Below are 20,169 nucleotides of genomic sequence, written 5' to 3'. Positions count from 1 at the left end.
TGAGGCTCAGTGTGGTACAGGAATCAAATGCGGGGAGGTCGCCATACCCCTGATGGAGTTTGGACAGGATGGGAATCTATGGAGATGGACGCTGCGAGGGGGCTCGACAGGGTCACCGGAGGCTTGATGATGGAGACTTGCAGCATGCCGCCGGTCTTGCACTCCTGGCCCGGCTTACAGGGTTTACCGTGCTCGGTTGGGCTTTTCATGTCATGGCAGCAGTCTTGGCCCATGCCGTCCATCATCGCCATGCCCATGGTTTGCATCGGGCACGGCTCTGTCGGCGCCTGAACACCCGCCATCCCGCTGAAGGGAAGCGCCAGGCTAATCAGGAAAATCAGGCAAAGCCGTAGATAGCGTGTCATGGGCTGAAGTGTAGCCAGTAGAAATGGTGCTAACAATCACGTTCTAGGCTTCTTGGTTAGCTGCCAGAAACCTCTATTGCGCGCTCATTTCCATTTCAGGACTTAGCGTGCCTAACCATGCGACAAGACAGATGATGAGGATTGCCATCAGGAATTCGAATTTCATGCTGCGGCGCAAGGCATTGACCGCTACAGAGTATTGACCATTGCGAACCGAGCGCTCCAATAGCGGGCTTAAGTGAAAGCGGTTCAGCGTCGCTAAAACGATCATCCCGGCAAAGAGCAGGATCTTCAAAAACAGCAACTGGCCATAGGTACTGAGCATGACCTCATCAAGGTTGGGACCGACGATGAAAAGGTAATTTACTACTCCCGTAACGCTTATGATCGCAACAATCACACCGCCGGCCGACTCAAAGCCAGTCAGCACGCGGGCAAGAATACGTGCTTCCTCCTCACCCTTCAGCGATTTCAACCGCAGCAGTAGAGCGAAGGCCGCTAGAGCACCCAACCAGCCACCTGCCGCTAATAAATGGAAAATGTCGCTGAGAAAATGCCAGTAGCGGCGGCTGCCTTCGTCCATGGCACCATGCCCTGTCCAGGCTAGCGTGGCCAACGCGATTGCTCCACAGGCGGTGACGATCCAGAGGCTGGGTGTCGGATATCGTTTATTCAACGCGACGCCCAGAATTGCCCCCACCAAGGCGGCTATCCGAACCATCCAGGTCAACCCAACATCGGTGCCCATGATGACCATTTCAAAAATGTGGTGATGTAGCTCCATAAGCTCCGATACACCGCTCATTGCTTTTGCAAGCAACAACATCGCAGCAAGGGACAGAGCTACACCTGCAATAGAAGTACCGTAAAGAAGCGACTCAAAGTTCAAGACCGTGCCAGATACCCTTTCCTTTCCCCTGAGACTGTACAAGCCGAATATGGCCAGTCCAAATAACAACATCAGGTCAAAATAGAGAGCAAAGCGAACCACGATATTTAATGAGTCGCTCATGGATCATTTCACTTTGAATGAAAAGTTGCCGGTGATCGGGTGGGTGTCCGAAGACACTGCACGCCATTCAACTTTGTAGGTACCGGTGGTCAGCGGTGCAGCCGGCGTAATCACCATCGTTTTCGGATCACCACCAGCAGCGACAGCGGCCTTTACACCCATGGGGGAGTTAGGCATGCCAGGCATGTCGGTCATGATCAGCTTTGCACCGGAAAACTGAGTGGTGAGATTCTCAGAAAAATGCAGTTCGATTTTCGACGGAGCCGCCGCATCCGAGCCTTCTGCCGGAGTGGAAGAAAGAAGTTTTGGATGTGCCTGGGCCACTGCACTCAGAAGCAAACCAGCAGTGATTGCAACGGCCACGGACGTAGTTTTAAGGAATGACATGCAAGACTCCTCACAGCAAGCGCTGTTGATTCGAGGTTTTTTGGGAGGAACTAGTTTTTAATTTCTTTAAAAACCACTGTTGATTAACTCGGAGCCCCCGTCCTCTTCGCCAGGTTGAACAGGAGAAACTCGCTAGCCCTAACGTCACAGTGCGAGAACACGATGCCACACGATCACAAACTGTTCGATTACATTTCAGTCAGCTTGATCCGATGTTTGGCATCTAATCGTTGAGCGTAGCAAGGCCTGAAAAGAGACGGCGTACCGCAGGACCGGGGAGCTCAATCACTCTGAAAAATCCGCAGAGGCGTAGCTAAACGCACAACGCCAAGACGCCGTTGGTCCCAAATGTTTTGTCGCTCAGCTAACCGTCGAATCGACGGCCGGAAACTCAAGATGAAAAGCCGTTTTCCCGTCGCCTGACGTACACCAGATCTTGCCATCGTGCGCTTCGACAATTGATCGGGTAATCGACAGACCTAGCCCTGCGTTGCTTGGACTTCCTTCTCGCCGCGCTGGGTCCACGCGATAAAAACGATCAAACAGCTTTTCAAGGTGTTCGGGGGCAATGGGCTCACCATGGTTTTCCACGACAACCGTTACCGACGCATCCTTGTGCTGAATATCGACACTGATTGACGTCCCTTCATAGGTGTAGCGCAGCGCATTTGAGAGCAGATTGGAAATCGCTCGGTGGAGCATAAGAACATCACCTCGCACGCTCCCCCGTCCTGAAACCTTGAGCTCGATCCCTCGTTCATCAGCCAACAGGCGGTAGTACTCAAGCAATTTTTCCACGACAGCCACCAGGTCTATTGGCTTGCTCTCGTGCGTAATTAGACCATTGTCAGATTTCGCCAGAAAAAGCATGTCATCAATCATCCGGCTCATGCGCTTCAAGTCATCAAGATTGGAGTACAAATTGTCTTCGTAGTCCTCGATGTTTCTTTTTCTCGAAAGCACCACTTCAGTGTGGGTCATCAAGTTGCTCACGGGGGTCCGTAGTTCGTGGGCAATGTCTGCCGAAAAGTTGGATAACCGGACAAATGCATCGTCGAGCCTGGATAACATGGCGTTGAACGACAACACCATCTGTTGAAGCTCTTTCGGAACGGGTGCCAGGGGAATACGCTCCTTGAGTGATTTTGCTGACATGGAGGCAGCAACCCGTGTGACCTGGCGGATAGGCCGCATGCCACTGCTAGCTACCATCCAGCCGAGTGCAGCACTGACCAATGCGCTGATCACCAACCCTATCCAAAACCATCGTTCGAGCGTCTCGAAAAAGGACATATGCTGCGTAACGTCAAAAATCAACATGACAGTTAATGGCCTTTCTTGTCCCGTCACTACGGATTGCGCAGTCACACCACGGAACATCTGCTCTTGCTCCCGCCATTCCCAGACGGTTGTGTTTGTGGTTGTTCGAAACGCCTTCGGAACGTCGACCGGGCCGGGATCCGCAAACAGCACCTTGCCGTCGCCATCGATGATAAGCGCAGTCAAATCACGGTGTGCGCCCAGCAGCGCTTCTAACTCCGGTTTAGCCTCGCTGAATTGATCGATGTTGCTCAGCCCGGACAAGATCCGCTGGGTCGAGTGGAGTTTTTCGTACAATGCCTGCTGATCCAGCATCTTGAAATGATGCCGGCTGAGGTTATTGAAACTGAGTCCGGCGACCGTGAGCACGGCCGTTACCGCGAGCATAAACATCAGACTCATACGAGTCGTCAGGGACATCCGGTTCATCACGACTCCGAATCTGGTGCATCGAGCATGTAACCCATTCCCCTTGAGGTATGAATCAACTTGACCTCAAAATCGTCGTCTATCTTGGCCCTGAGCCGTCTCACTGCAACCTCGATAACGTTGGTATCGCTGTCGAAGTTCATATCCCAAACCTGGGAGGCGATAAGAGACTTTGGCAGCACCTCCCCTCGACGACGCAGCAGAAGCTCAAGCAACGCGAACTCTTTGGCCGTAAGGTCTATGCGTTTGCCTCCTCGGATGGCTCGACGCTTGAGCAGGTCCACTTCAAGGTCAGCCAGTTTCATAAAGGTTTGCGAAGGTGCGCTGCTACCGCGACGCAGCAGCGTTCTGACTCGAGCAAGCAATTCAGAAAACGCGAAGGGTTTGATCAGATAGTCATCCGCACCGAGTTCAAGTCCCTTCACTCGGTCTTCAACGCGGTCTCTGGCGGTGAGAAAAAGCACCGGGACGTCTTTCCCGGAAGCGCGCACCTTCTGCAGGACTTCCCAGCCATCCAAACCCGGCATCATGACGTCGAGAATCAGCAGATCATAGGCTTCGCTCAAAGCGTGCTGAAGCGCCTCTTTTCCATTCGTGAAACGGTCGACATTGAACCCGGCCTCGTTGAGCCCTTGCTGCAAATAGATACCTATTTTTGGTTCGTCTTCAGCGACAAGAAGTCTCATGAGGTCGTTCTCAGATAAAGGTTAAGCGGAGTCTGCAACGAAAACTGGCAGCCAACCAGCAACTGACAGAAAAGTAATCTTGGCTTCAGGTAGATGTCAGCGAGTGCTGGCTAGGGTTCAGACATGAGCACTTCATTGGTGCTCGACCGACCTCTGAGCGATGAATCGTATGGAAGTCGGATTCCCTCATGAGGAGCTACCCCGATGAACCACCTGAAAATGCTGTTTTTTGTAAGCTCGATACTGGTCTCGGCTTCTGTGTGGGCTGAAAGCGGCGGAGATCGTGTGATTGAGCGTATGGAAGGTTTGCGCGACAAGGCCGAGGCCACGTTGATGAAAGCTGAACAAGCCCCTGAAGGAGAGCGTCACGTCCACATGGCAGAACACATGAAGATGCTTGGCGACATCATGAGCCAGCTCCACAACGATCACCCAGATGCCTCAATGTCACCCCAACAGCATCTAGCCTGGATGGAGAAGCACGACAAAATTGTTGACGACGTTTTGCGCCAGATGCAGCGCGAGCACAAATTGATGCTTTCAGAAAACCATCAATAAACGCCCCCAGGATAAGTACTTGTCAGCATCTTGTTGCGGCGTCAATTGGACGCCGTATCTATTTAGAAAACTGACAAAGAAGTAATGCCCAAGTCAGTTAGCTGGCAGCTGAGCATCATTAGCATAGCCAATGTTCCCACGTATTCCTGAGGTCACCATGAAAACTACGCTCGCTACCCCGTTCATCGCAGCAATGACCCTTTTTTTCGCTGCTACGGCTATGGCTAATGCTGGGCATGGACAAGACGACATAGGCCAGCCTGGTGTGGCCTCTGACGTTACCCGCACTGTAGAGGTCGAGGTGGGCGACATTTTTTTCAAGCCTAAAAGCATTGACGTAAAACCTGGTGAAACAATCCGCTTTGTCCTTCGCAACGAGGGTTCGCTGCTGCATGAGTTCAACATCGGCAAAGCCGCTGCTCATGCAGCACACCAGAAAGAAATGGCAAGCATGTTCAAGAACGGAACATTAAGCCCTACCGGTACCGGGAAGATGAGCGGCATGAGCCACGGCATGGGCGGAATGAAGATGGTCGCAATGGAGCATGACGACCCTAACAGTGTCCTGATTGAGCCTGGCTCAACCCAAGAGCTGATCTGGACCTTCAACGACAGTGCAGGGCTTCAGTTTGCCTGCAACGTGCCGGGGCATTACCAATCGGGAATGGTCGGCGAATTTGATCTGAAATAAACCGGAGTCGGCTGTTTCTGCCGGCCCGACGCAAGAGTTGGCTACGCTAAGTCGCAAGTAACATAGCAACGCTTCTCAGACGGGGTCCGTGCGGAAACATCACCGCACCACTGTGGAGCCGCAAATCAGCGTTGTACTGAATATGCTCATTTCTAGTAGCACCTTACAAGGGGAATAGACATGCCTACCACCTCTGGCCATCACGACCATAATCACACCCATGCTGCTTCCCGGGATGATGCTGATCTACATGACCCGGTGTGTGGAATGGCAGTCACTTCGTCGAGTAAATTTGCTGAGACTTACCAGGGACAGACGTATCGGTTCTGTAGCCTGAAATGTCAGGAGAAGTTTCGAGCGGACCCTGAGCGCTACAGTGGCCACGTGGTGCGCAACGAGTCAGGCAGCACAACGCCGGAGTCTGCGGTACAAACGGGCACTGAATTTACGTGCCCGATGCATCCTGAAATACGGCAGACCGGCCCCGGTAACTGTCCTAAATGTGGCATGGCACTAGAGCCTGTCATGCCGGCGCTTGATGAAGAAGAAAATCCTGAACTCCGGGATTTCAATCGCCGCTTCTGGTGGTCGCTGCCCTTAACCGTGGTCGTAACCGTGCTCGCGATGGCGGGTCACTCGTTACAACTTCTTCATGGTTCGGCTCAAAACTGGATCGAGTTCGCTCTGGCGACACCCGTGACCTTATGGGCAGGATGGCCTTTTTTTGTAAGGGGACTGGCCTCGGTTAAAAATCGCAGTCCCAACATGTGGACTCTGATTGGGTTGGGCACCGCCGCAGCTTATCTGTACAGCGTCATAGCAACGCTCTTCCCCCAAAGTTTTCCCTCCAATTTCATGCAAGATGGACGTATCGGCGTTTACTTCGAAGCGGCAGCGGTCATCATCTCGCTCACGTTGCTTGGCCAGATCCTTGAGCTCAAAGCCCGATCACAAACTTCCGCCGCCATTAAGTCTCTTCTCGGCCTTTCGCCCAAAACTGCACGCCGGATCAATGCCGATGGCCAGGAGGAAGACATTCCTCTCACACATGTGCACCTGGGAGACCACTTACGGGTCAGACCGGGTGAAAAGGTGCCAGTTGATGGTTCGGTACTTGAGGGTGAAAGTGCGGTGGATGAGTCGATGCTCACTGGCGAGCCAGTCCCGGTAATGAAGAAAGCTGGAGATAGCCTGATCGGCGCCACGCTGAATACGCATGGGAGCCTGGTGATGGAGGCCCAGAAGGTCGGTGCCGAAACCATGCTGTCCCAGATCGTACAGATGGTCGCGAGAGCTCAGCGTTCCAAGGCGCCGATGCAACGAATGGCCGACTCGATTGCCGGCTACTTCGTGATGGGTGTTATCGCGATTGCGATAATGACATTTATCGGTTGGGGGCTTTTCGGCCCTGAGCCCAGTTGGGTGTTTGGTCTAATCAACGCTGTCGCCGTGCTGATCATCGCTTGTCCCTGTGCGTTGGGACTTGCTACGCCTATGTCGATCATGGTGTCGACAGGTAAAGCAGCCAGCATGGGTGTTTTGTTCAGAGATGCCAGTGCAATTGAAAGCCTTTGCAGAATCGACACGCTGATTGTCGACAAGACAGGCACCCTGACAGAGGGACGGCCCGTGTTTCACAGCGTGGAGGCCACTCCCACCTTCAATCCCGACGACGTCCTTCACCTGGCTGCCAGCCTTGATCAGGGCAGCGAGCATCCTTTAGCACATGCGATCGTCGATCACGCCCGAGCCGAGAACATAAAGCTCACCAAGCCCGAATCCTTTGAGTCGGATTCGGGTATCGGCGTCAGTGGCGTTGTCGATGGCAAGAAGCTCCAGCTGGGGAACACAGCGTTGATGGAAGCCGCAGGCGTGAGCACCAACTCCCTACAAGAGCGCGCTGAGGTGTTGCGACTTGACGGCATCAGTATTATCTACCTCGCCGTCGACGGCGCATTGGCAGGTTTGTTGGCCGTATCAGATCCGATCAAGCCAACCTCAAAAGAGGCCGTCACCAAGCTTAAGGCTCACAACGTGAAAATCATCATGGCTACTGGGGACGGGCTTACTACCGCTCGGGCTGTCGCCAGGGAGATGGGGATTGAAGAGGTCCACGGTGAAGTCAAACCCCAAGACAAGGAACGTCTGGTGGCAGACCTACAGCAACACGGGCGAAAAGTGGCCATGGCAGGTGACGGTATCAACGATGCTCCGGCCCTGGCGCGAGCAGATGTGGGGATAGCCATGGGAACGGGGACTGACGTGGCGATGAATAGCGCGCAACTCACGCTGGTCAAAGGTGACCTGATGGGGATCTTACGAGCACGAGCTCTTTCGGTCGCCACAGTTAAAAACATGCGCCAGAATTTGGGCTTTGCTTTTCTCTACAACTCAATGGGTATACCTCTTGCCGCTGGTTTGCTCTATCCATTGACGGGGCACCTCCTGTCGCCAATGATCGCTGCCATAGCCATGAGCGTCAGTTCCGCGTCGGTAGTTTTCAATGCATTGAGGCTGAGGAATACCCGAGTTGACTGACCTTCAAAATTGCAGCGGTTTTAACTCGGGGGGAATGGCGATCCATGTGCTTTCTTCAATCCCTTTAAGCGCGCATTCGCCCTTTGCACAGCGGCCATTTTTTCGGGCCGCTTCATGCGCTTCCACTTTCTGATGTCTTCCTTATTCCGCCCGCAGCTCACACACAGATCACCACTGAGTTGGCAAACCGAGATACAAGGATTCTCGATTTCTTTTGCCATGGTCAGTCCCCCTTAGCTTTATGTAGTTGAGCCACGCGACGTTTCCAGTCGCCTATGTGCGTGCGTTGGCACTCTTGCTCCGAGTCAAAGCGGACATTGCGGTCTGAAACAGGCAGGTCAAGATTGGCCTCTTTCAAGGCGATCGCCGTCAACTCAAAGATGCGGGCCTTCGCGTCAATCTCGGCCCGCTTCCTGTCAGCCAGGGTTTCGAACACCCAGATGACCTTCAGGGTTTCAGCCAACGCACTTAGGTCAGCGGTGTGAGTGAGCCAAATAAACCCCTTTATCTCGTCCTTTGCTGTTTCGCACGCGTCGGTGAGCGTGACGATCAACTGGCGCTCGATCCGAGCCAGTTCACGTTTACCGGGCGGCATCGGTGTGTCCTATAGAGGTTGTGCTGGACAGGCGCTGAGTCATGTCTGCCGGAACTCGACGGTCAGGTGGCTGACTTCGTGAACTGTTTTGAGACGCTCACGAATGCTCTCGGCGTTCACAGTGGCTTCACCTAGAACGCTGACGATCGCCGCGCACGCTTGAGGTCCCACCCTCCAAACGTGCAAGTCTGTAATGGTAGCGCCACCAGGTTTCTCAACGAGTTCGCGGATTTCCTCGGCAACGTGCGCGTCGGTCTGATCGAGCAACACGCCCGCAGTTACCCCCACCAAGGTCCAGGCCCAACGCGCGATAACGATAGCGCCGACGATACCCATGACCGGGTCGAGCCACACCCAACCCAGATATCGACCGGCAAGCAAGGCAGCGATGGCCAGAATCGACGTCAGCGCGTCTGCAACGACGTGGACATAGGCGGACCTCAAGTTGTTGTCGTTTCCGTTGTGGGCATGAGGGTGATCGTGGTCGTGCCCATGTCCATGTCCATGCCCATGCCCATGCCCATGACCCAGCAGCAGGGCACTGACAATGTTGACGAGCAAACCGACAACGGCGATGAGGGTCGCGGTGCCAAACTGAACCGGTGTTGGCTGCAACAAACGCATGAACGATTCAACGCCAATGCCCAACGAAATCATGCCAAGAATCAGCGCCGAGGCGAACCCGCCCAAGTCTCCAACCTTTCCTGTACCGAAACTGTAGCGCTGGCTGGTAGCGTGGCGTTTTGCGTATCCGTAAGCGGCCGCCGCGATGCCCAATGCGCCGGCATGGGTTGCCATGTGGAAGCCATCGGCCAGTAACGCCATCGAACCCGTGATATAGCCGGCGGTGATCTCCCCGATCATCATTACCACCGTGAGTGCTACAACCCAAAGCGTACGCTTGGCATTCTCATCGTGCGCTGAGCCTAGAAACACGTGGTCGTGTGTGTAATCGATGTCGGTCCTGCTCATACGTGTTTACCTGGATGCATTCACTTGGAGTACCGGCGGATAGCTTCAAGAAGCTCTTCGACGCCCTTGTTACGCTCTTCTTCGCTGAGCGCGGGGTTCGCGACATGTGCTCGTGCGTGATCCTCGATGATCTCCTCCATCAGCCCGTTGATGGCACCCCGAGTGGCCGCAACAAGATGTAGTGTCTTGGCGCAGTCGAAGTCCGATTCCAATGCTCGTTCAACAGCTTGAATTTGCCCGGCAATACGTTTTACACGTTTAAGAAGATCGTCTTTGTGTGATGCGATATGACCCACGCTATACCCCCCCTACCTATATAGGGTCGCATGATAGGCCTCCCCCTATACCTATGCAAGGTTCGCGGGAGGACAGATCAAAGCCGTTGACGAAACGAGAGGCATACAAAATCGTTGGATCAAGCGAGAGAGCCGCAATGTTGCCGTTAGCCGACCTTTACCGACGAGAACAATAGGGCGCACTCCTGGAAACCGTTCAAATGGTAGCGAGCTAATTAGCAGCCGAGTGGTCAAGTCCCGTAAAACTTCTCGAAATCTGCGCTCACGGCTTTGATTAGATAATCGTTGACCTTGCCATGGTGTCAACGTCGATGCTGTCGCTGCGGGGAAAAGACACCGCTCAGCACGAGGGTAATTCACATGGTCGTCTTAGATGTATCAGGCATTGGTTGCGGCAGCTGCGTCGGCAAAATCACCAGAGCGATCCAGGCACTGGACGACAACGCTACGGTCTCCGTCGATCGATCAACCGGTAAGGTGAGTGTTGAAAGTAGCGAAAACGCTGAACAGCTCCGTAAAGCTGTGGAGGCTGTTGGTTTTCCTTCCAAGATCAGCCATTGAATGGAGACGCCTGCTCCTGAGTAGAGCGTCGTCTGATGGTGAATACCTTTGAATCCGAAAGTACCTGAGCCGCTGTATCGGCCAAAGTTGGCTCGCATGCGCCTATGCTGCTAGTGAATCGCCCCGGGTTTTCTAGACACTCTCCAGGCTCGCTGTGTAACGCTTTTCAAACTCTACCGGTGACAGCTGATTGTTGAAACTGTGACGTCGTTTTGGGTTGTAAAACATCTCGATGTAATCGAACACATCATCCCGAGCATCCTGGCGTGTAGTGTAGATTTTACGCTTGATCCGTTCCCGCTTTAGCAACTGGAAAAAGCTCTCCGCCACAGCGTTGTCGTGGCAGTTACCTCGACGACTCATGCTGGCTATCAGGTTGTTAGCTTTCAAGAAGCTTCGCCAGTCTGAGCTGCTGTACTGACTGCCTTGATCCGAGTGGATCATCACCTCTTGCTTCGGCTTACGTCTCCAAACCGCCATCAGCAGTGCATCAATGGCTACGTCGCTGGTCATCTGCGCCTTCATTGACCAACCAATGATCTGGCGTGAAAACAGATCGAGCACCACGGCCAAATACAGCCAGCCTTCATATGTTCGGATGTAGGTAATGTCTGTGACCCAAACTTTGTTGGGCTCTCTGACATCGAATTGGCGCTTCAGTAAGTTCGGTGAGGCAACGGCTGGTTTACCGCCATATTTTCCCGGCCTCCGTCGATACCCAGTCTGAGAACGTAAACCTTCAAGGCGCATCAACCTAGCCACCCGGTGACGGCCACAGCTCTCACCGACCTCTCGCAGGTCATCATGGATCTTGCGATAGCCATAAACGCCACCGCTTTCCAGCCAGGAGTGTTTGATCAATCCAAGCAGTCGCTGATCGTCCTTGGCTCGCGCAGATTTTGGTTCTGATAGCCACGCGTAGTAGCCGCTGGGATGAACCTTGAGCGTCAGGCAAAGCCGTCGAATCGCGTAGTGACCCGCTTGCTGCTTAATAAAGGCGTACTTCAGCCGCACTCCTTGGCAAAGTACGCGGCGGCCTTTTTTAAGATGTCTCGCTCCTCCGTCACCCGTTTCAGCTCGGCACGTAGACGACGAACCTCAGCGCTCTGATCATCCTCCTCGACGCGCTGTTCCTGGGGCTTGGTGTAGCGCTTAACCCAGGCATAGAGGCTGTGCACGGACACACCTAATCGTGCGGCCACCTCCGAGACAGGAAGCTGCTTTTCGGTCACTTGCTTGACCGCCTGGATTTTGAATTCTTCGGGATAACGCTGGTTGCTCATGGCACCTCCTAATGGGCCTCATTTTAAGGCTTGGAGGTGTCTACGAAACTAGGGGCGATTCAAGTCACCGCGCAGAGCTTTGAGCAAACCCTTGAATGCTCCATTTAGCCGAGTAAAAGCGGCATCGAAACGTATCGCGTTTTCCGTGTATTTCGCGACCTCGACCTGCTGATCGACAGTATTTTGGTCCAAGGCAGGCTGAGCCGGCGTGCTGTAAAGCAAGTCGCGCCCGTATATAGCCACCGCCGATTCTTTCTTAAGAAAATGCTTTGCGTTTGTTGTTTTCAAAGAAAACGCAGTGGTAGCAGGTTCTTTGGTTTGGCTGGCGAGCACAGTAGAAAAATCCAAGTCTTGGGCTTTGAAGTTCGGAGTGTCAGCGTTCGCGATATTGTTACTTAAGATCTCAGCTCTTTGGCCACGATAAACTAACGCTCTTTCTGCGGAGCCTAATGCTTTCTCAAAATTAATACTCACAATCAATCACCCTCGGTGGCATTACTATCTTCTTTGATCATTGAACACCCAGCTGTTGCAGCAGAGCATTCAAGTCTCCTATTAATTTTAATGCAGAGACCTAGAACATCGCCTCCGTGAGAATTAATGGAACCCAAAGCAATGATTACACTTCAATCTTATATTCAATAAAAGTCGCGCAATGCGAAAAGATGGAGACCATACGTATTAAATAGCGTGTACTTCAAGAAAAATATTCCAAACTGACACAACTGTAATATTGGCCTAAGCTTCCTGACAGGGGGTGTCTCTTATAGTCCAACTGAGTCTTTTGCTCACCCCCAAAGAGTCCAATCCATGATGTGATTCAGAGGGGATATTTTCACACATCTGAGGTAGCCCATATGAACACCATCAAAACCTTGTTCGTCGTCGCAGCGCTGACTGTTTCCACTCTGGCCATGGCTGAAGGCGGTGGTGACCGGACTTTCGCACGTATGGAAGTGGCCAGGACGAATTCGATGGAATCGTACCAGGTAGCTCAAACGCAGAGCGCTCAACCGCCTGTCGCTGAAAGCAAAGCCAAAGCGATGGACCATAAAAACTGCTGAACGATCAGGCACGCGGCCAAGCTGACAGAAATGTAATCACGAAGGTGGTTTAGATGTGGCAATTTCTGAGCTCGCTTGCAATGAAAAATTCGTCTTTTTTTCGGTACGCGAAGCTCATCTTGCCAACTCACGGGTTGATTTGAACGGCTCCCTTTTGACTGATTGGAAATAAACGGCATGCATTCCAAAACCTCTAGACGGACATTCGTTAAAGGCCTGGCCGCCGGCGGCATCCTTGGTGGCCTTGGTCTGTGGCGCACTCCTGTATGGGCAGTGACCAGTCCCGGCCTGCCGAGCGTCCTCACCGGCAACGAATTTGATCTGTTTATTGGTGAAACGCCGGTAAACATCACTGGCTCGCCGCGCACAGCCATGACCATCAATGGCTCGTTGCCGGGGCCTTTGCTGCGTTGGCGCGAAGGCGAGACGGTCACTCTGCGCGTGAAAAACCGTCTGGAGCAAGATACCTCCATTCACTGGCACGGCATCATTTTGCCTGCCAACATGGACGGTGTACCGGGTTTGAGCTTCCATGGCATCGCGCCCGACGGCATGTACGAGTACAAGTTCAAGGTGCATCAAAACGGCACGTACTGGTACCACAGCCATTCTGGGTTGCAAGAGCAGGCCGGTGTTTACGGGCCAATAGTCATCGATTCGAAAGAGCCTGAGCCGTTTCAATACAATCGCGACTATGTGGTGATGCTGACTGACTGGACCGATGAGGATCCTGGTCGCGTCATGGCCAAACTCAAGAAACAATCGGACTACTACAACCACCACAAACGTACCGTGGGCGACTTCATCGACGACGTCAGCAAGCAAGGTTGGTCTGCTGCCGTCGCCGACCGGAAAATGTGGGCCGAAATGAAAATGAACCCCACTGATCTGGCAGACGTCAGCGGGGATACCTACACCTACCTCATGAATGGCCAAGCGCCGAACGGCAACTGGACCGGTATTTTTAAGCCTGGCGAGAAGCTGCGCCTGCGCTTTATCAATGGCTCAGCGATGAGCTATTTCGATGTTCGCATTCCTGGTTTGAAAATGACCGTGGTGGCGGCCGACGGCCAATATGTCCAACCAGTCAGTGTCGATGAATTCCGCATCGCCGTGGCAGAAACCTATGATGTGATTGTTGAGCCTGCCACCGAGGAGGCTTACACAATCTTCGCCCAGTCCATGGATAGAACCGGCTATGCGCGGGGGACCTTGGCAGTTCGTGAAGGACTGAAAGCACCGGTACCGGCGATCGATCCGCGTCCGCTGTTGACCATGGATGACATGGGCATGGGCGGTATGGCTGGCATGGACCATGGCAGCATGGCTGGCATGGGCGGCGGCGATATGAAACCGGGTGACATGTCAGGTATGGCTGGCATGGATCACAGCAAGATGCAGGGAATGGACGAAGGTGGCATGACCGGGATGACCGGCATGGACAGTGGTGACATGACTAATATGGCCGGCATGGACCATAGCAAGATGGCAGGTATGGACAAAGGTGACATGTCCAACATGGCCGGCATGGACCACAGCAAGATGGCGGGGATGGACAAAGGTGACATGCCCAACATGGCCGGCATGGATCACAGCCAGATGGGAGGCATGGGGGGCATGGGAGGCGAGATGCAATCTCACCCAGCGTCCGAAACCAACAACCCGTTGGTTGACATGCAGGCCATGAACCCAACGCCAAAACTGAACGATCCAGGTATCGGTTTGCGGAACAACGGTCGACGCGTGCTCACTTACTCAGATCTGAAGAGCACTTTCCAGGACCCTGATGGCCGAGAGCCCAATCGCACCATTGAGCTGCATCTGACCGGTCACATGGAAAAGTTTTCCTGGTCCTTCAACGGCATCAAATTTTCTGATGCTGAGCCCCTTCGCCTCAAGTACGGGGAGCGTCTTCGCATCACCTTGGTAAACGACACCATGATGACGCACCCCATCCACCTTCATGGAATGTGGAGCGACCTTGAAGATGAAAACGGCAAGTTCATGGTACGTAAGCACACAATCGACATGCCACCGGGTACCAAGCGCAGCTATCGAGTCACCGCCGATGCTTTAGGTCGCTGGGCCTATCACTGCCACCTGCTTTTCCATATGGAAATGGGCATGTTCCGTGAAGTACGGGTTGATGAGTAAAGGAGACGATCTGTGAGCACACACCTAAATCGTAAATCGCTGGTCGGTTGCCTCTTTGCCTTTGGCCTGATGGGTGGATTCTCCTGCGTAGCATTGGCAGTCGAAGAACGTGGTGATCCTTCACCTGCTACTTCTGCGGATGCGCCGAACAAGACTGCGACCACGTCAAACGAGGCAACGCCGAATCACGCGACGATGCCTCATACCAAGATGCGCCATGAGTCGATGGATCATGACCAAGAAAACAAGAAGGCGGATTGAGATCATGACCAGGAATTTTTTACGCCCAACGTTGATGGTATTGGCAGTTTCTACGAGTCCTGTCTTCTTTGCCGTGGCTCACGCCGCTGAAGAGATGGATCACTCCAAGATGAACCATGGCTCCATGGGAGCGATGGACCATAGCAACATGGGGGCTATGGAGCACAGCAAGATGAAAATGGACGACGGTCAAATGACCGGCATGGAAAGTATGGATGAAGGGACGACGACAACCAGTCGAACCCCTATCCCCGTTCTTACCGATGCTGACCGTGCAGCCGCCTTCCCAGATGTCGCTGGTCATGGTGTCCACGACAAAACAATCAACTCTTTCATGCTGCTGGATAAGTTTGAATACCAGGATGCTGACAACGGTAGTGCGTTGGCCTGGGATGCGAAAGGATGGATCGGCGGTGACATTGATCGACTGTGGTTGCGCTCGGAAGGCGAACGTACCAATGGCGTGACGGAAAGCGCTGAATTATCCGCGCTCTGGGGGCACTCCATCGGACCGTGGTGGGACGTCGTCACCGGTGTACGACAGGATTTCAAACCAGGGTCCCCTCAAACCTGGGCCGCACTCGGCATTCAGGGCATGGCCCTCTACAACTTCGAGGCCGAAGCAACTGCCTACATCGGTGAGAACGGTCAATCGGCTGCTCGACTGGAAGGCGATTACGACATTCTGCTGACGAATCGATTGATCTTGCAGCCGACGGCCGAGGTCAATTTTTATGAGAAGAATGACCCTCAGCGCGGCATCGGGTCCGGATTAGCCAACACCGAAGTGGGGCTCCGATTGCGTTATGAGATTGTCCGCCAATTTGCCCCTTATATCGGGGTGAGTTGGAGCCGTTCCTATGGCAATACGGCAGACTTTGCACGTGAGGAAGGTGAAGATGCCAGCGAGGCACGCTTTGTCGCCGGTATACGGATGTGGTTCTGAGAACCGGGCATGAAGATTACACTGAAGGCACTAATAGCTGCTGGTCTGGCCACCGTAGCAGCGGCTGCCGGCGTGGTGTATTTCGGCGTGATCAATGTCGGGGCGGATGATCCCCACTCTGCCCCCGTCTACGCGCTACTTTCTATTGCTCGGGATCGCTCGATACACGTGCGCTCGCGCGACATTCAGGTCCCCGACCTGAGCCAAGAAGCTCTCATCCGTGAAGGTGCTGGCAACTACAACTCGATGTGTGTCGGTTGCCATTTGGCTCCGGGGCTTGCAGGCACCGAACTGAGTAACAGCCTTTACCCTGCACCTCCGAATCTTTCGAAACTGGGCGTCGACGGGCACCCAGCTGCAGCTTTTTGGATCATCAAACACGGAATCAAATCCACCGGCATGCCCGCGTGGGGCAAAAGCATGGCCGATCCCTACGTATGGGGGATGGTTGCATTTCTCCAGCAGCTTCCGTCACTGGATGCAGAGCAATACAAAGCTCTGATCACGAGTAGCAGTGGCCATCAACACGGTGGTGGCGAAAGCGTGATGCACAACCATGAGGGTCAGCATGGAACGATCCAGGGGCAAAGTGGCGCAGGTGCTGCCGACCAAAGGGCGGAAGTCCGCGCTCATGATGACGAGAAAAACACGGCACATGCCCATGGCCCCTCCGCAGCGCCATCTGCAAAGGAGCCTGCTGACCACGCCGATCATAAGGGTAGGGAAGCTTCAGATGACGCGGCCCCGACTCCAACCGTACAGCCCAAATCACATACACATACTGATGGGAAGGAACATACCCATGCGAAATAATTCTCTTCGTCGCAGACGGGCACTTCGTCTCGCTGCTTTCGTGGCTCTGTTCATCAGTTCAGCCAGTCACGCAGCAGAGCCATTGACGATCGATGTACATCGCGACGCTAATTGCGGGTGCTGCAAGAAATGGGTCCAGCACCTTGAAGCCAGCGGCTTTACCGTCGTTGATCACGTGGAAACCAACATGAGCGCGATCAAGCGCGGTCTCGGAATTTCTCCTGAGCTCTCGTCCTGTCACACAGCAACCATCAACGGAAAGTTTGTTGAAGGTCACGTGCCCGCCGAGCAAATCATTGCGATGAGCAAACGTGATGACCTGCTCGGGATTGCCGTTCCAGGCATGCCGGCCGGCTCCCCAGGAATGGAAGTGGACGGGAAACATGACGCGTATAAGGTAATCGGCTTGTCAAAGGCAGGCACAGACCACGTCGTCGCTGAATACCCCGAAAACTGATCTTCTAATCTCGCTCCTGCATGGTGAAGGTCATGGCCGTGCAGAGGACATAGCTCATTTCGAACGTAAAAAAGGCGCCACTAGGGCGCCTAAGCCACCTCCCAAACCAAAGGAAAAACAAGGAGGCGGGATGTATCAGGTGGTCGAGCAATTGTTTACTGCACGTTAGAAACCCCTCGACTGACGGACATGATTTCATAAAGTGGATAACTTCAGGCTTTCCTGAAAATTACTTCTACGTCAGCGAGCAGTAAGCTAGTTTCGGACAAAGGAAAATTATGCAGTTCTTAAATAATTTTCATTGTCTAGCTTCCATGGGGGCAGTTGTCGGCCATGACCTTATATTCCACGGTGTTAAGCTTGCCCGTAGAGTCTTCATAGGTCATGCGTGAAGGAGCAACCCCACAGGTTTTATTGGCTTGCGTGACACTGACGACCTTCTGGATATCGAGGTTCATACCATATTCATAATGAACAACTTCAGGAGGAGTCTTGCCGTTCCTTGAGGCATATTGCTCCATTGCTTGTTGGTTCTCTTGCATCATTCGACCATACACGCGGTCACCGCCTCCTTCAGCCATGGCTAATGAAGATAAGGTCAAAATCGAAGCGGCGCAAAACGCTTTCACTGCTGTCATTGCTTTCATGATTTTCTCCTAAAGCTCAATTTACTGAGTTAAAGAGTAACAAGTGAAAGCTTTCAGAAAGCTGCCGCGAAGGTTACTAATGTGAAAGGTGGACGCTACCCCGCATTTACGCTTTCAAGCCAGATAGGATTTTTGTTAACACCCAAGGTTGGCAGACGGTGACGGAACAAAGATGCCCTCAAAAGCTTATTTGAACCGGTGGTCCCTCCCAATTCCTCGATACGCCGGTAGACCTGAGCAGGACCTCCGCGTCGACCCCGGTTCTTGCCAGGCTTTCCAGATCCCACTCGAAGAAACTGCAAAAAGCCAGGAAAACCTTGCTTGATACCGCTGAGGTCAATCTTACCGTCGAGTAATTCACGGGGAGCTTCATCCTGATGAGTTCAGAGACAGTCCACACTAAAGTTCTTAGACGGAAATGCCATACTGACTCCTGATGAATCTTGATCTGTTGATAAGTAAGAGGGAACCTCTGCTTGCGTAGATCCAGCTCATGAGGTAACGAACCTGGGAGCAGCGATTGTAAATTCCGAATGTTCACTCTCTTCGGATCTTTCGTAACTTTATACAGCTCATCTACGCCCGCTTCGATAAGGGCTGCATAGGCGTCGTCTCTTGAGTCGATGGACTTTTCGACCTTAACTGTAGCTTTTTTAGGTGCATGGAGTTTTGCCATTAACCATGCGTTATCATTTTCTAGAATCCATTGCGTAGGTTTGTACGCCTTCTTCCAGAGGTACTCGATATCGGCATCGGTACGTAGCGCTAAAAGCAACTCGATTTTTTGGCGATATCTAGTTTTTTGGCTTAGACGCGATTCTTCGACTTTGGGCGCTCGCGGAGAAACAGCGGCACTCAGCAGGATAGACTCATTTTTCAGAGCCTCTTCAAAGCCATCTGCACTGGAAAACAAGTGAAGAGCAATGATCAAATGCCGCGCGAGCGGCATATTTAGCTGACCTTTGTCTGATTTGAGCCGGATCCATTGCTCATGCTTCCCGGTGTTATAGGCCGGATCAATTTGCGCCAAAAGCTCGTCGCCGTAAGCGCTTTGGATGCTGTCGAACAGTTTTGCAATACCCGCATTTTTTCCGAAAATGAATCCGCGCTTCTTGCATTGGCGGACGTAGCACGAACTCAATACCGTACTGCCTATCGGAGGGATATTGCGTTGCAGGATATCGTGTGCGAACAGAGCGACTTTCTGTTCCATCTTTGACCCCTTGTGTATTGCTGCGCTGTTTAACGGGCTCCAGCCGCATGCACATGGCTCAGTCAGATTGGGAAGCAGCTTCAATTTACGGTAGAACGGGCGAGAGCACTCGGGGCAGGCATGGATCAATGCGTCGCCATGACGCCAACAGACGGCAACACCGGGTATCTGGTGAGATCGATGCCAGTAGGCAGAACCCCGCTCAATCAAATCTTCCTGAACGCAGGTAGGACAAAGCTTAGCCTTGCCATGGGTGGACTCTTCTCTGCGGGGCACCCGTACCACCCCGTCATAACCCAGTGGCCCTACGTCGTTCTCCGGCCCCTGCTTAACGCCAAGAAACGGCCGGTAAGCAGGAAAAGTAGTATTGCTACTGATCAACTCTGCGAGATTGCTCTCCGATTGCCCCGGCAGCCTGTGCGCGAGCCTCTCGATCTGCTTGGGTACGATGCCACCGATGCAAAAGGGTTTCGATGCGAACAAATCGCGATAGGTTTCCGTCGCGGTTCTGTTACCTGACAGATAGTGATATCGGGTGACACGAGAGTAAAGCATTTCATCCGGCATCGAAACGGGGAAAAATAATAGATCAGACATCATTTACCGATTAAAGGTAGGGCTCGAAGAGAATGTGCATCCGGGGGCAGTATATATGCAACCCCTAAAATTCTGTATCCGGTCTGGATTTGAAAATGACACAGCCGCTCAACTTTGAATCGTAGTGAATTCATCTAAATCCTGCCGCGCCCGTATTCCTCGAATACAAAACACGTATCGATAAACCCGCGTAGGTCAGCCCATGCCGGTTGCAAAACTATTTCGGTTGATCGCGGGTTAGTACGTTTACATGCTGATCGTGATGGTATGCCGGACCTTTTCTGGAGGTGAATTTTTTCATTAACAGCAAAATAATGGGTTTAT

General features: G+C 53.0%; 23 protein-coding genes. 10 read left to right on the top strand and 13 right to left on the bottom strand.

Translation table 11 applies throughout. The features are described from left to right. Positions 1-23 precede the first annotated feature (23 nt). The 5 genes from BZK31_RS30035 to BZK31_RS07530 all read right to left on the bottom strand — a co-directional run bounded on the left by BZK31_RS30035 (position 24) and on the right by BZK31_RS07530 (position 4,199). Positions 24-365 (bottom strand): hypothetical protein, encoded by a 342-nt coding sequence (locus BZK31_RS30035; protein ID WP_080377434.1) that lies wholly within the window; start codon positions 363-365, stop codon positions 24-26. 73 nt (positions 366-438) lie between these two features. Next, on the bottom strand, positions 439-1,377 hold the full coding sequence (copD, locus tag BZK31_RS07545; protein WP_024014908.1) for a copper homeostasis membrane protein CopD: 939 nt from the start codon (positions 1,375-1,377) through the stop codon (positions 439-441). 3 nt (positions 1,378-1,380) lie between these two features. Then, positions 1,381-1,764: a copper homeostasis periplasmic binding protein CopC gene (copC, locus tag BZK31_RS07540; RefSeq protein ID WP_024014909.1), complete on the bottom strand. Its 384-nt coding sequence runs from the start codon at positions 1,762-1,764 to the stop codon at positions 1,381-1,383. Positions 1,765-2,124: 360 nt separating this feature from the next. After that, positions 2,125-3,513, bottom strand: coding sequence for a heavy metal sensor histidine kinase (locus BZK31_RS07535; protein WP_024014910.1), 1,389 nt, complete (start codon positions 3,511-3,513; stop codon positions 2,125-2,127). Then, positions 3,513-4,199 carry a heavy metal response regulator transcription factor gene (locus tag BZK31_RS07530; RefSeq protein WP_019816984.1) on the bottom strand — a complete coding sequence of 229 codons (687 nt, stop codon included), beginning with the start codon at positions 4,197-4,199 and terminating at the stop codon, positions 3,513-3,515. The genes BZK31_RS07535 and BZK31_RS07530 overlap by 1 nt, the downstream gene beginning before the upstream one ends. Before the next feature lie 204 nt (positions 4,200-4,403). On the opposite strand from BZK31_RS07530, the gene BZK31_RS07525 reads away from it, so the two are divergent. The 3 genes from BZK31_RS07525 (at position 4,404) to BZK31_RS07515 (ending at position 7,986) form a co-directional block, all read left to right on the top strand. Then, complete coding sequence (locus tag BZK31_RS07525) at positions 4,404-4,757, top strand: co-regulatory protein PtrA N-terminal domain-containing protein (RefSeq protein ID WP_024014911.1); 354 nt, start codon at positions 4,404-4,406, stop codon at positions 4,755-4,757. Positions 4,758-4,914: 157 nt separating this feature from the next. Then, complete coding sequence (locus BZK31_RS07520; protein WP_083182134.1) at positions 4,915-5,448, top strand: cupredoxin domain-containing protein; 534 nt, start codon at positions 4,915-4,917, stop codon at positions 5,446-5,448. A 180-nt stretch (positions 5,449-5,628) separates the two neighbouring features. After that, entirely contained in the window at positions 5,629-7,986 is a 2,358-nt protein-coding gene (locus BZK31_RS07515) for a heavy metal translocating P-type ATPase (RefSeq protein WP_024014913.1), read from the top strand. A gap of 20 nt (positions 7,987-8,006) precedes the next feature. On the opposite strand, the gene BZK31_RS07510 is transcribed toward BZK31_RS07515, so the two are convergent. From BZK31_RS07510 to BZK31_RS07495, 4 genes are read right to left on the bottom strand one after another with little or no spacing between them, the layout of a single operon-like run. Beyond that, the gene (locus tag BZK31_RS07510) at positions 8,007-8,207 is read right to left on the bottom strand and encodes a DUF1289 domain-containing protein (RefSeq protein ID WP_019816980.1); all 201 of its coding nucleotides are present in this window, start codon (positions 8,205-8,207) and stop codon (positions 8,007-8,009) included. Positions 8,208-8,209: 2 nt separating this feature from the next. Continuing rightward, on the bottom strand, positions 8,210-8,581 hold the full coding sequence (locus BZK31_RS07505) for a hypothetical protein (RefSeq protein ID WP_045061253.1): 372 nt from the start codon (positions 8,579-8,581) through the stop codon (positions 8,210-8,212). 39 nt (positions 8,582-8,620) lie between these two features. After that, positions 8,621-9,553 carry a CDF family Co(II)/Ni(II) efflux transporter DmeF gene (dmeF, locus tag BZK31_RS07500; RefSeq protein WP_083182133.1) on the bottom strand — a complete coding sequence of 311 codons (933 nt, stop codon included), beginning with the start codon at positions 9,551-9,553 and terminating at the stop codon, positions 8,621-8,623. Between the two features lie 20 nt (positions 9,554-9,573). Next, positions 9,574-9,849, bottom strand: coding sequence for a metal/formaldehyde-sensitive transcriptional repressor (locus BZK31_RS07495; protein WP_019816892.1), 276 nt, complete (start codon positions 9,847-9,849; stop codon positions 9,574-9,576). A gap of 360 nt (positions 9,850-10,209) precedes the next feature. Between BZK31_RS07495 and BZK31_RS07490 the strand changes: the two genes are divergently transcribed. After that, positions 10,210-10,410 carry a heavy-metal-associated domain-containing protein gene (locus BZK31_RS07490; RefSeq protein ID WP_019816893.1) on the top strand — a complete coding sequence of 67 codons (201 nt, stop codon included), beginning with the start codon at positions 10,210-10,212 and terminating at the stop codon, positions 10,408-10,410. 132 nt (positions 10,411-10,542) lie between these two features. On the opposite strand, the gene BZK31_RS07485 is transcribed toward BZK31_RS07490, so the two are convergent. Together BZK31_RS07485 and flgB are read right to left on the bottom strand one after the other, a co-directional pair. After that, positions 10,543-11,693 (bottom strand): IS3 family transposase gene (locus tag BZK31_RS07485; RefSeq protein WP_087881647.1). Its coding sequence is split into 2 segments (ribosomal slippage): positions 10,543-11,459 and positions 11,459-11,693, totalling 1,152 coding nucleotides; the frame shifts between segments, so codons are not numbered across the junction. Between the two features lie 48 nt (positions 11,694-11,741). Then, positions 11,742-12,167: a flagellar basal body rod protein FlgB gene (flgB, locus tag BZK31_RS07480; RefSeq protein WP_083182242.1), complete on the bottom strand. Its 426-nt coding sequence runs from the start codon at positions 12,165-12,167 to the stop codon at positions 11,742-11,744. Between the two features lie 383 nt (positions 12,168-12,550). On the opposite strand from flgB, the gene BZK31_RS07475 reads away from it, so the two are divergent. From BZK31_RS07475 to BZK31_RS07455, 6 genes are all read left to right on the top strand, one after another. Further along, on the top strand, positions 12,551-12,757 hold the full coding sequence (locus BZK31_RS07475; RefSeq protein ID WP_019816895.1) for a co-regulatory protein PtrA N-terminal domain-containing protein: 207 nt from the start codon (positions 12,551-12,553) through the stop codon (positions 12,755-12,757). A 177-nt stretch (positions 12,758-12,934) separates the two neighbouring features. After that, complete coding sequence (locus BZK31_RS07470) at positions 12,935-14,911, top strand: copper resistance system multicopper oxidase (protein WP_024014918.1); 1,977 nt, start codon at positions 12,935-12,937, stop codon at positions 14,909-14,911. Between the two features lie 12 nt (positions 14,912-14,923). Next, a complete protein-coding gene (locus BZK31_RS29410; RefSeq protein WP_143170045.1) occupies positions 14,924-15,172 on the top strand; it encodes a hypothetical protein in 249 nt (82 codons plus the stop codon). Next, on the top strand, positions 15,144-16,118 hold the full coding sequence (locus tag BZK31_RS07465; protein WP_208617184.1) for a copper resistance protein B: 975 nt from the start codon (positions 15,144-15,146) through the stop codon (positions 16,116-16,118). Before BZK31_RS29410 ends, BZK31_RS07465 begins: the two co-directional genes overlap by 29 nt. A 9-nt stretch (positions 16,119-16,127) precedes the next feature. Further along, positions 16,128-16,931: a c-type cytochrome gene (locus BZK31_RS07460; protein ID WP_039593194.1), complete on the top strand. Its 804-nt coding sequence runs from the start codon at positions 16,128-16,130 to the stop codon at positions 16,929-16,931. Beyond that, positions 16,921-17,388 carry a DUF411 domain-containing protein gene (locus tag BZK31_RS07455; protein ID WP_054068356.1) on the top strand — a complete coding sequence of 156 codons (468 nt, stop codon included), beginning with the start codon at positions 16,921-16,923 and terminating at the stop codon, positions 17,386-17,388. The genes BZK31_RS07460 and BZK31_RS07455 overlap by 11 nt, the downstream gene beginning before the upstream one ends. A gap of 305 nt (positions 17,389-17,693) precedes the next feature. Here BZK31_RS07455 and BZK31_RS07445 read toward each other — a convergent pair whose 3' ends face one another. Both BZK31_RS07445 and BZK31_RS07440 read right to left on the bottom strand, forming a co-directional pair. Further along, complete coding sequence (locus BZK31_RS07445; protein WP_039593249.1) at positions 17,694-18,026, bottom strand: DUF2790 domain-containing protein; 333 nt, start codon at positions 18,024-18,026, stop codon at positions 17,694-17,696. Between the two features lie 187 nt (positions 18,027-18,213). After that, positions 18,214-19,845 carry a TniQ family protein gene (locus BZK31_RS07440; RefSeq protein WP_230082024.1) on the bottom strand — a complete coding sequence of 544 codons (1,632 nt, stop codon included), beginning with the start codon at positions 19,843-19,845 and terminating at the stop codon, positions 18,214-18,216. Between the last annotated feature and the right edge of the window lie 324 nt (positions 19,846-20,169).

It is taken from the genome of Pseudomonas floridensis, from assembly GCF_002087235.1.
Classification (GTDB): Bacteria; Pseudomonadota; Gammaproteobacteria; order Pseudomonadales; family Pseudomonadaceae; genus Aquipseudomonas; species Aquipseudomonas floridensis.
Note: the sequence above shows the minus strand (reverse complement) of the source record. Positions and strands in the feature narration are given on the sequence as shown.

What these genes read in the sequence shown, in the direction of transcription:
- BZK31_RS07445 (WP_039593249.1), bottom strand. Translation starts at nt 18,026, where the DNA reads ATGACAGCAGTGAAAGCGTTTTGCGCCGCTTCGATTTTGACCTTATCT.
- BZK31_RS30035 (WP_080377434.1), bottom strand. Translation starts at nt 365, where the DNA reads ATGACACGCTATCTACGGCTTTGCCTGATTTTCCTGATTAGCCTGGCG.
- BZK31_RS07530 (WP_019816984.1), bottom strand. Translation starts at nt 4,199, where the DNA reads ATGAGACTTCTTGTCGCTGAAGACGAACCAAAAATAGGTATCTATTTG.
- BZK31_RS07525 (WP_024014911.1), top strand. Translation starts at nt 4,404, where the DNA reads ATGAACCACCTGAAAATGCTGTTTTTTGTAAGCTCGATACTGGTCTCG.
- BZK31_RS07470 (WP_024014918.1), top strand. Translation starts at nt 12,935, where the DNA reads ATGCATTCCAAAACCTCTAGACGGACATTCGTTAAAGGCCTGGCCGCC.
- BZK31_RS07465 (WP_208617184.1), top strand. Translation starts at nt 15,144, where the DNA reads ATGACCAAGAAAACAAGAAGGCGGATTGAGATCATGACCAGGAATTTT.
- BZK31_RS07505 (WP_045061253.1), bottom strand. Translation starts at nt 8,581, where the DNA reads ATGCCGCCCGGTAAACGTGAACTGGCTCGGATCGAGCGCCAGTTGATC.
- BZK31_RS07535 (WP_024014910.1), bottom strand. Translation starts at nt 3,513, where the DNA reads ATGAACCGGATGTCCCTGACGACTCGTATGAGTCTGATGTTTATGCTC.
- BZK31_RS07440 (WP_230082024.1), bottom strand. Translation starts at nt 19,845, where the DNA reads ATGTCTGATCTATTATTTTTCCCCGTTTCGATGCCGGATGAAATGCTT.
- BZK31_RS07475 (WP_019816895.1), top strand. Translation starts at nt 12,551, where the DNA reads ATGAACACCATCAAAACCTTGTTCGTCGTCGCAGCGCTGACTGTTTCC.
- BZK31_RS07520 (WP_083182134.1), top strand. Translation starts at nt 4,915, where the DNA reads ATGAAAACTACGCTCGCTACCCCGTTCATCGCAGCAATGACCCTTTTT.
- BZK31_RS07455 (WP_054068356.1), top strand. Translation starts at nt 16,921, where the DNA reads ATGCGAAATAATTCTCTTCGTCGCAGACGGGCACTTCGTCTCGCTGCT.
- dmeF (WP_083182133.1), bottom strand. Translation starts at nt 9,553, where the DNA reads ATGAGCAGGACCGACATCGATTACACACACGACCACGTGTTTCTAGGC.
- BZK31_RS07510 (WP_019816980.1), bottom strand. Translation starts at nt 8,207, where the DNA reads ATGGCAAAAGAAATCGAGAATCCTTGTATCTCGGTTTGCCAACTCAGT.
- BZK31_RS07490 (WP_019816893.1), top strand. Translation starts at nt 10,210, where the DNA reads ATGGTCGTCTTAGATGTATCAGGCATTGGTTGCGGCAGCTGCGTCGGC.
- BZK31_RS07515 (WP_024014913.1), top strand. Translation starts at nt 5,629, where the DNA reads ATGCCTACCACCTCTGGCCATCACGACCATAATCACACCCATGCTGCT.
- copC (WP_024014909.1), bottom strand. Translation starts at nt 1,764, where the DNA reads ATGTCATTCCTTAAAACTACGTCCGTGGCCGTTGCAATCACTGCTGGT.
- copD (WP_024014908.1), bottom strand. Translation starts at nt 1,377, where the DNA reads ATGAGCGACTCATTAAATATCGTGGTTCGCTTTGCTCTCTATTTTGAC.
- BZK31_RS07460 (WP_039593194.1), top strand. Translation starts at nt 16,128, where the DNA reads ATGAAGATTACACTGAAGGCACTAATAGCTGCTGGTCTGGCCACCGTA.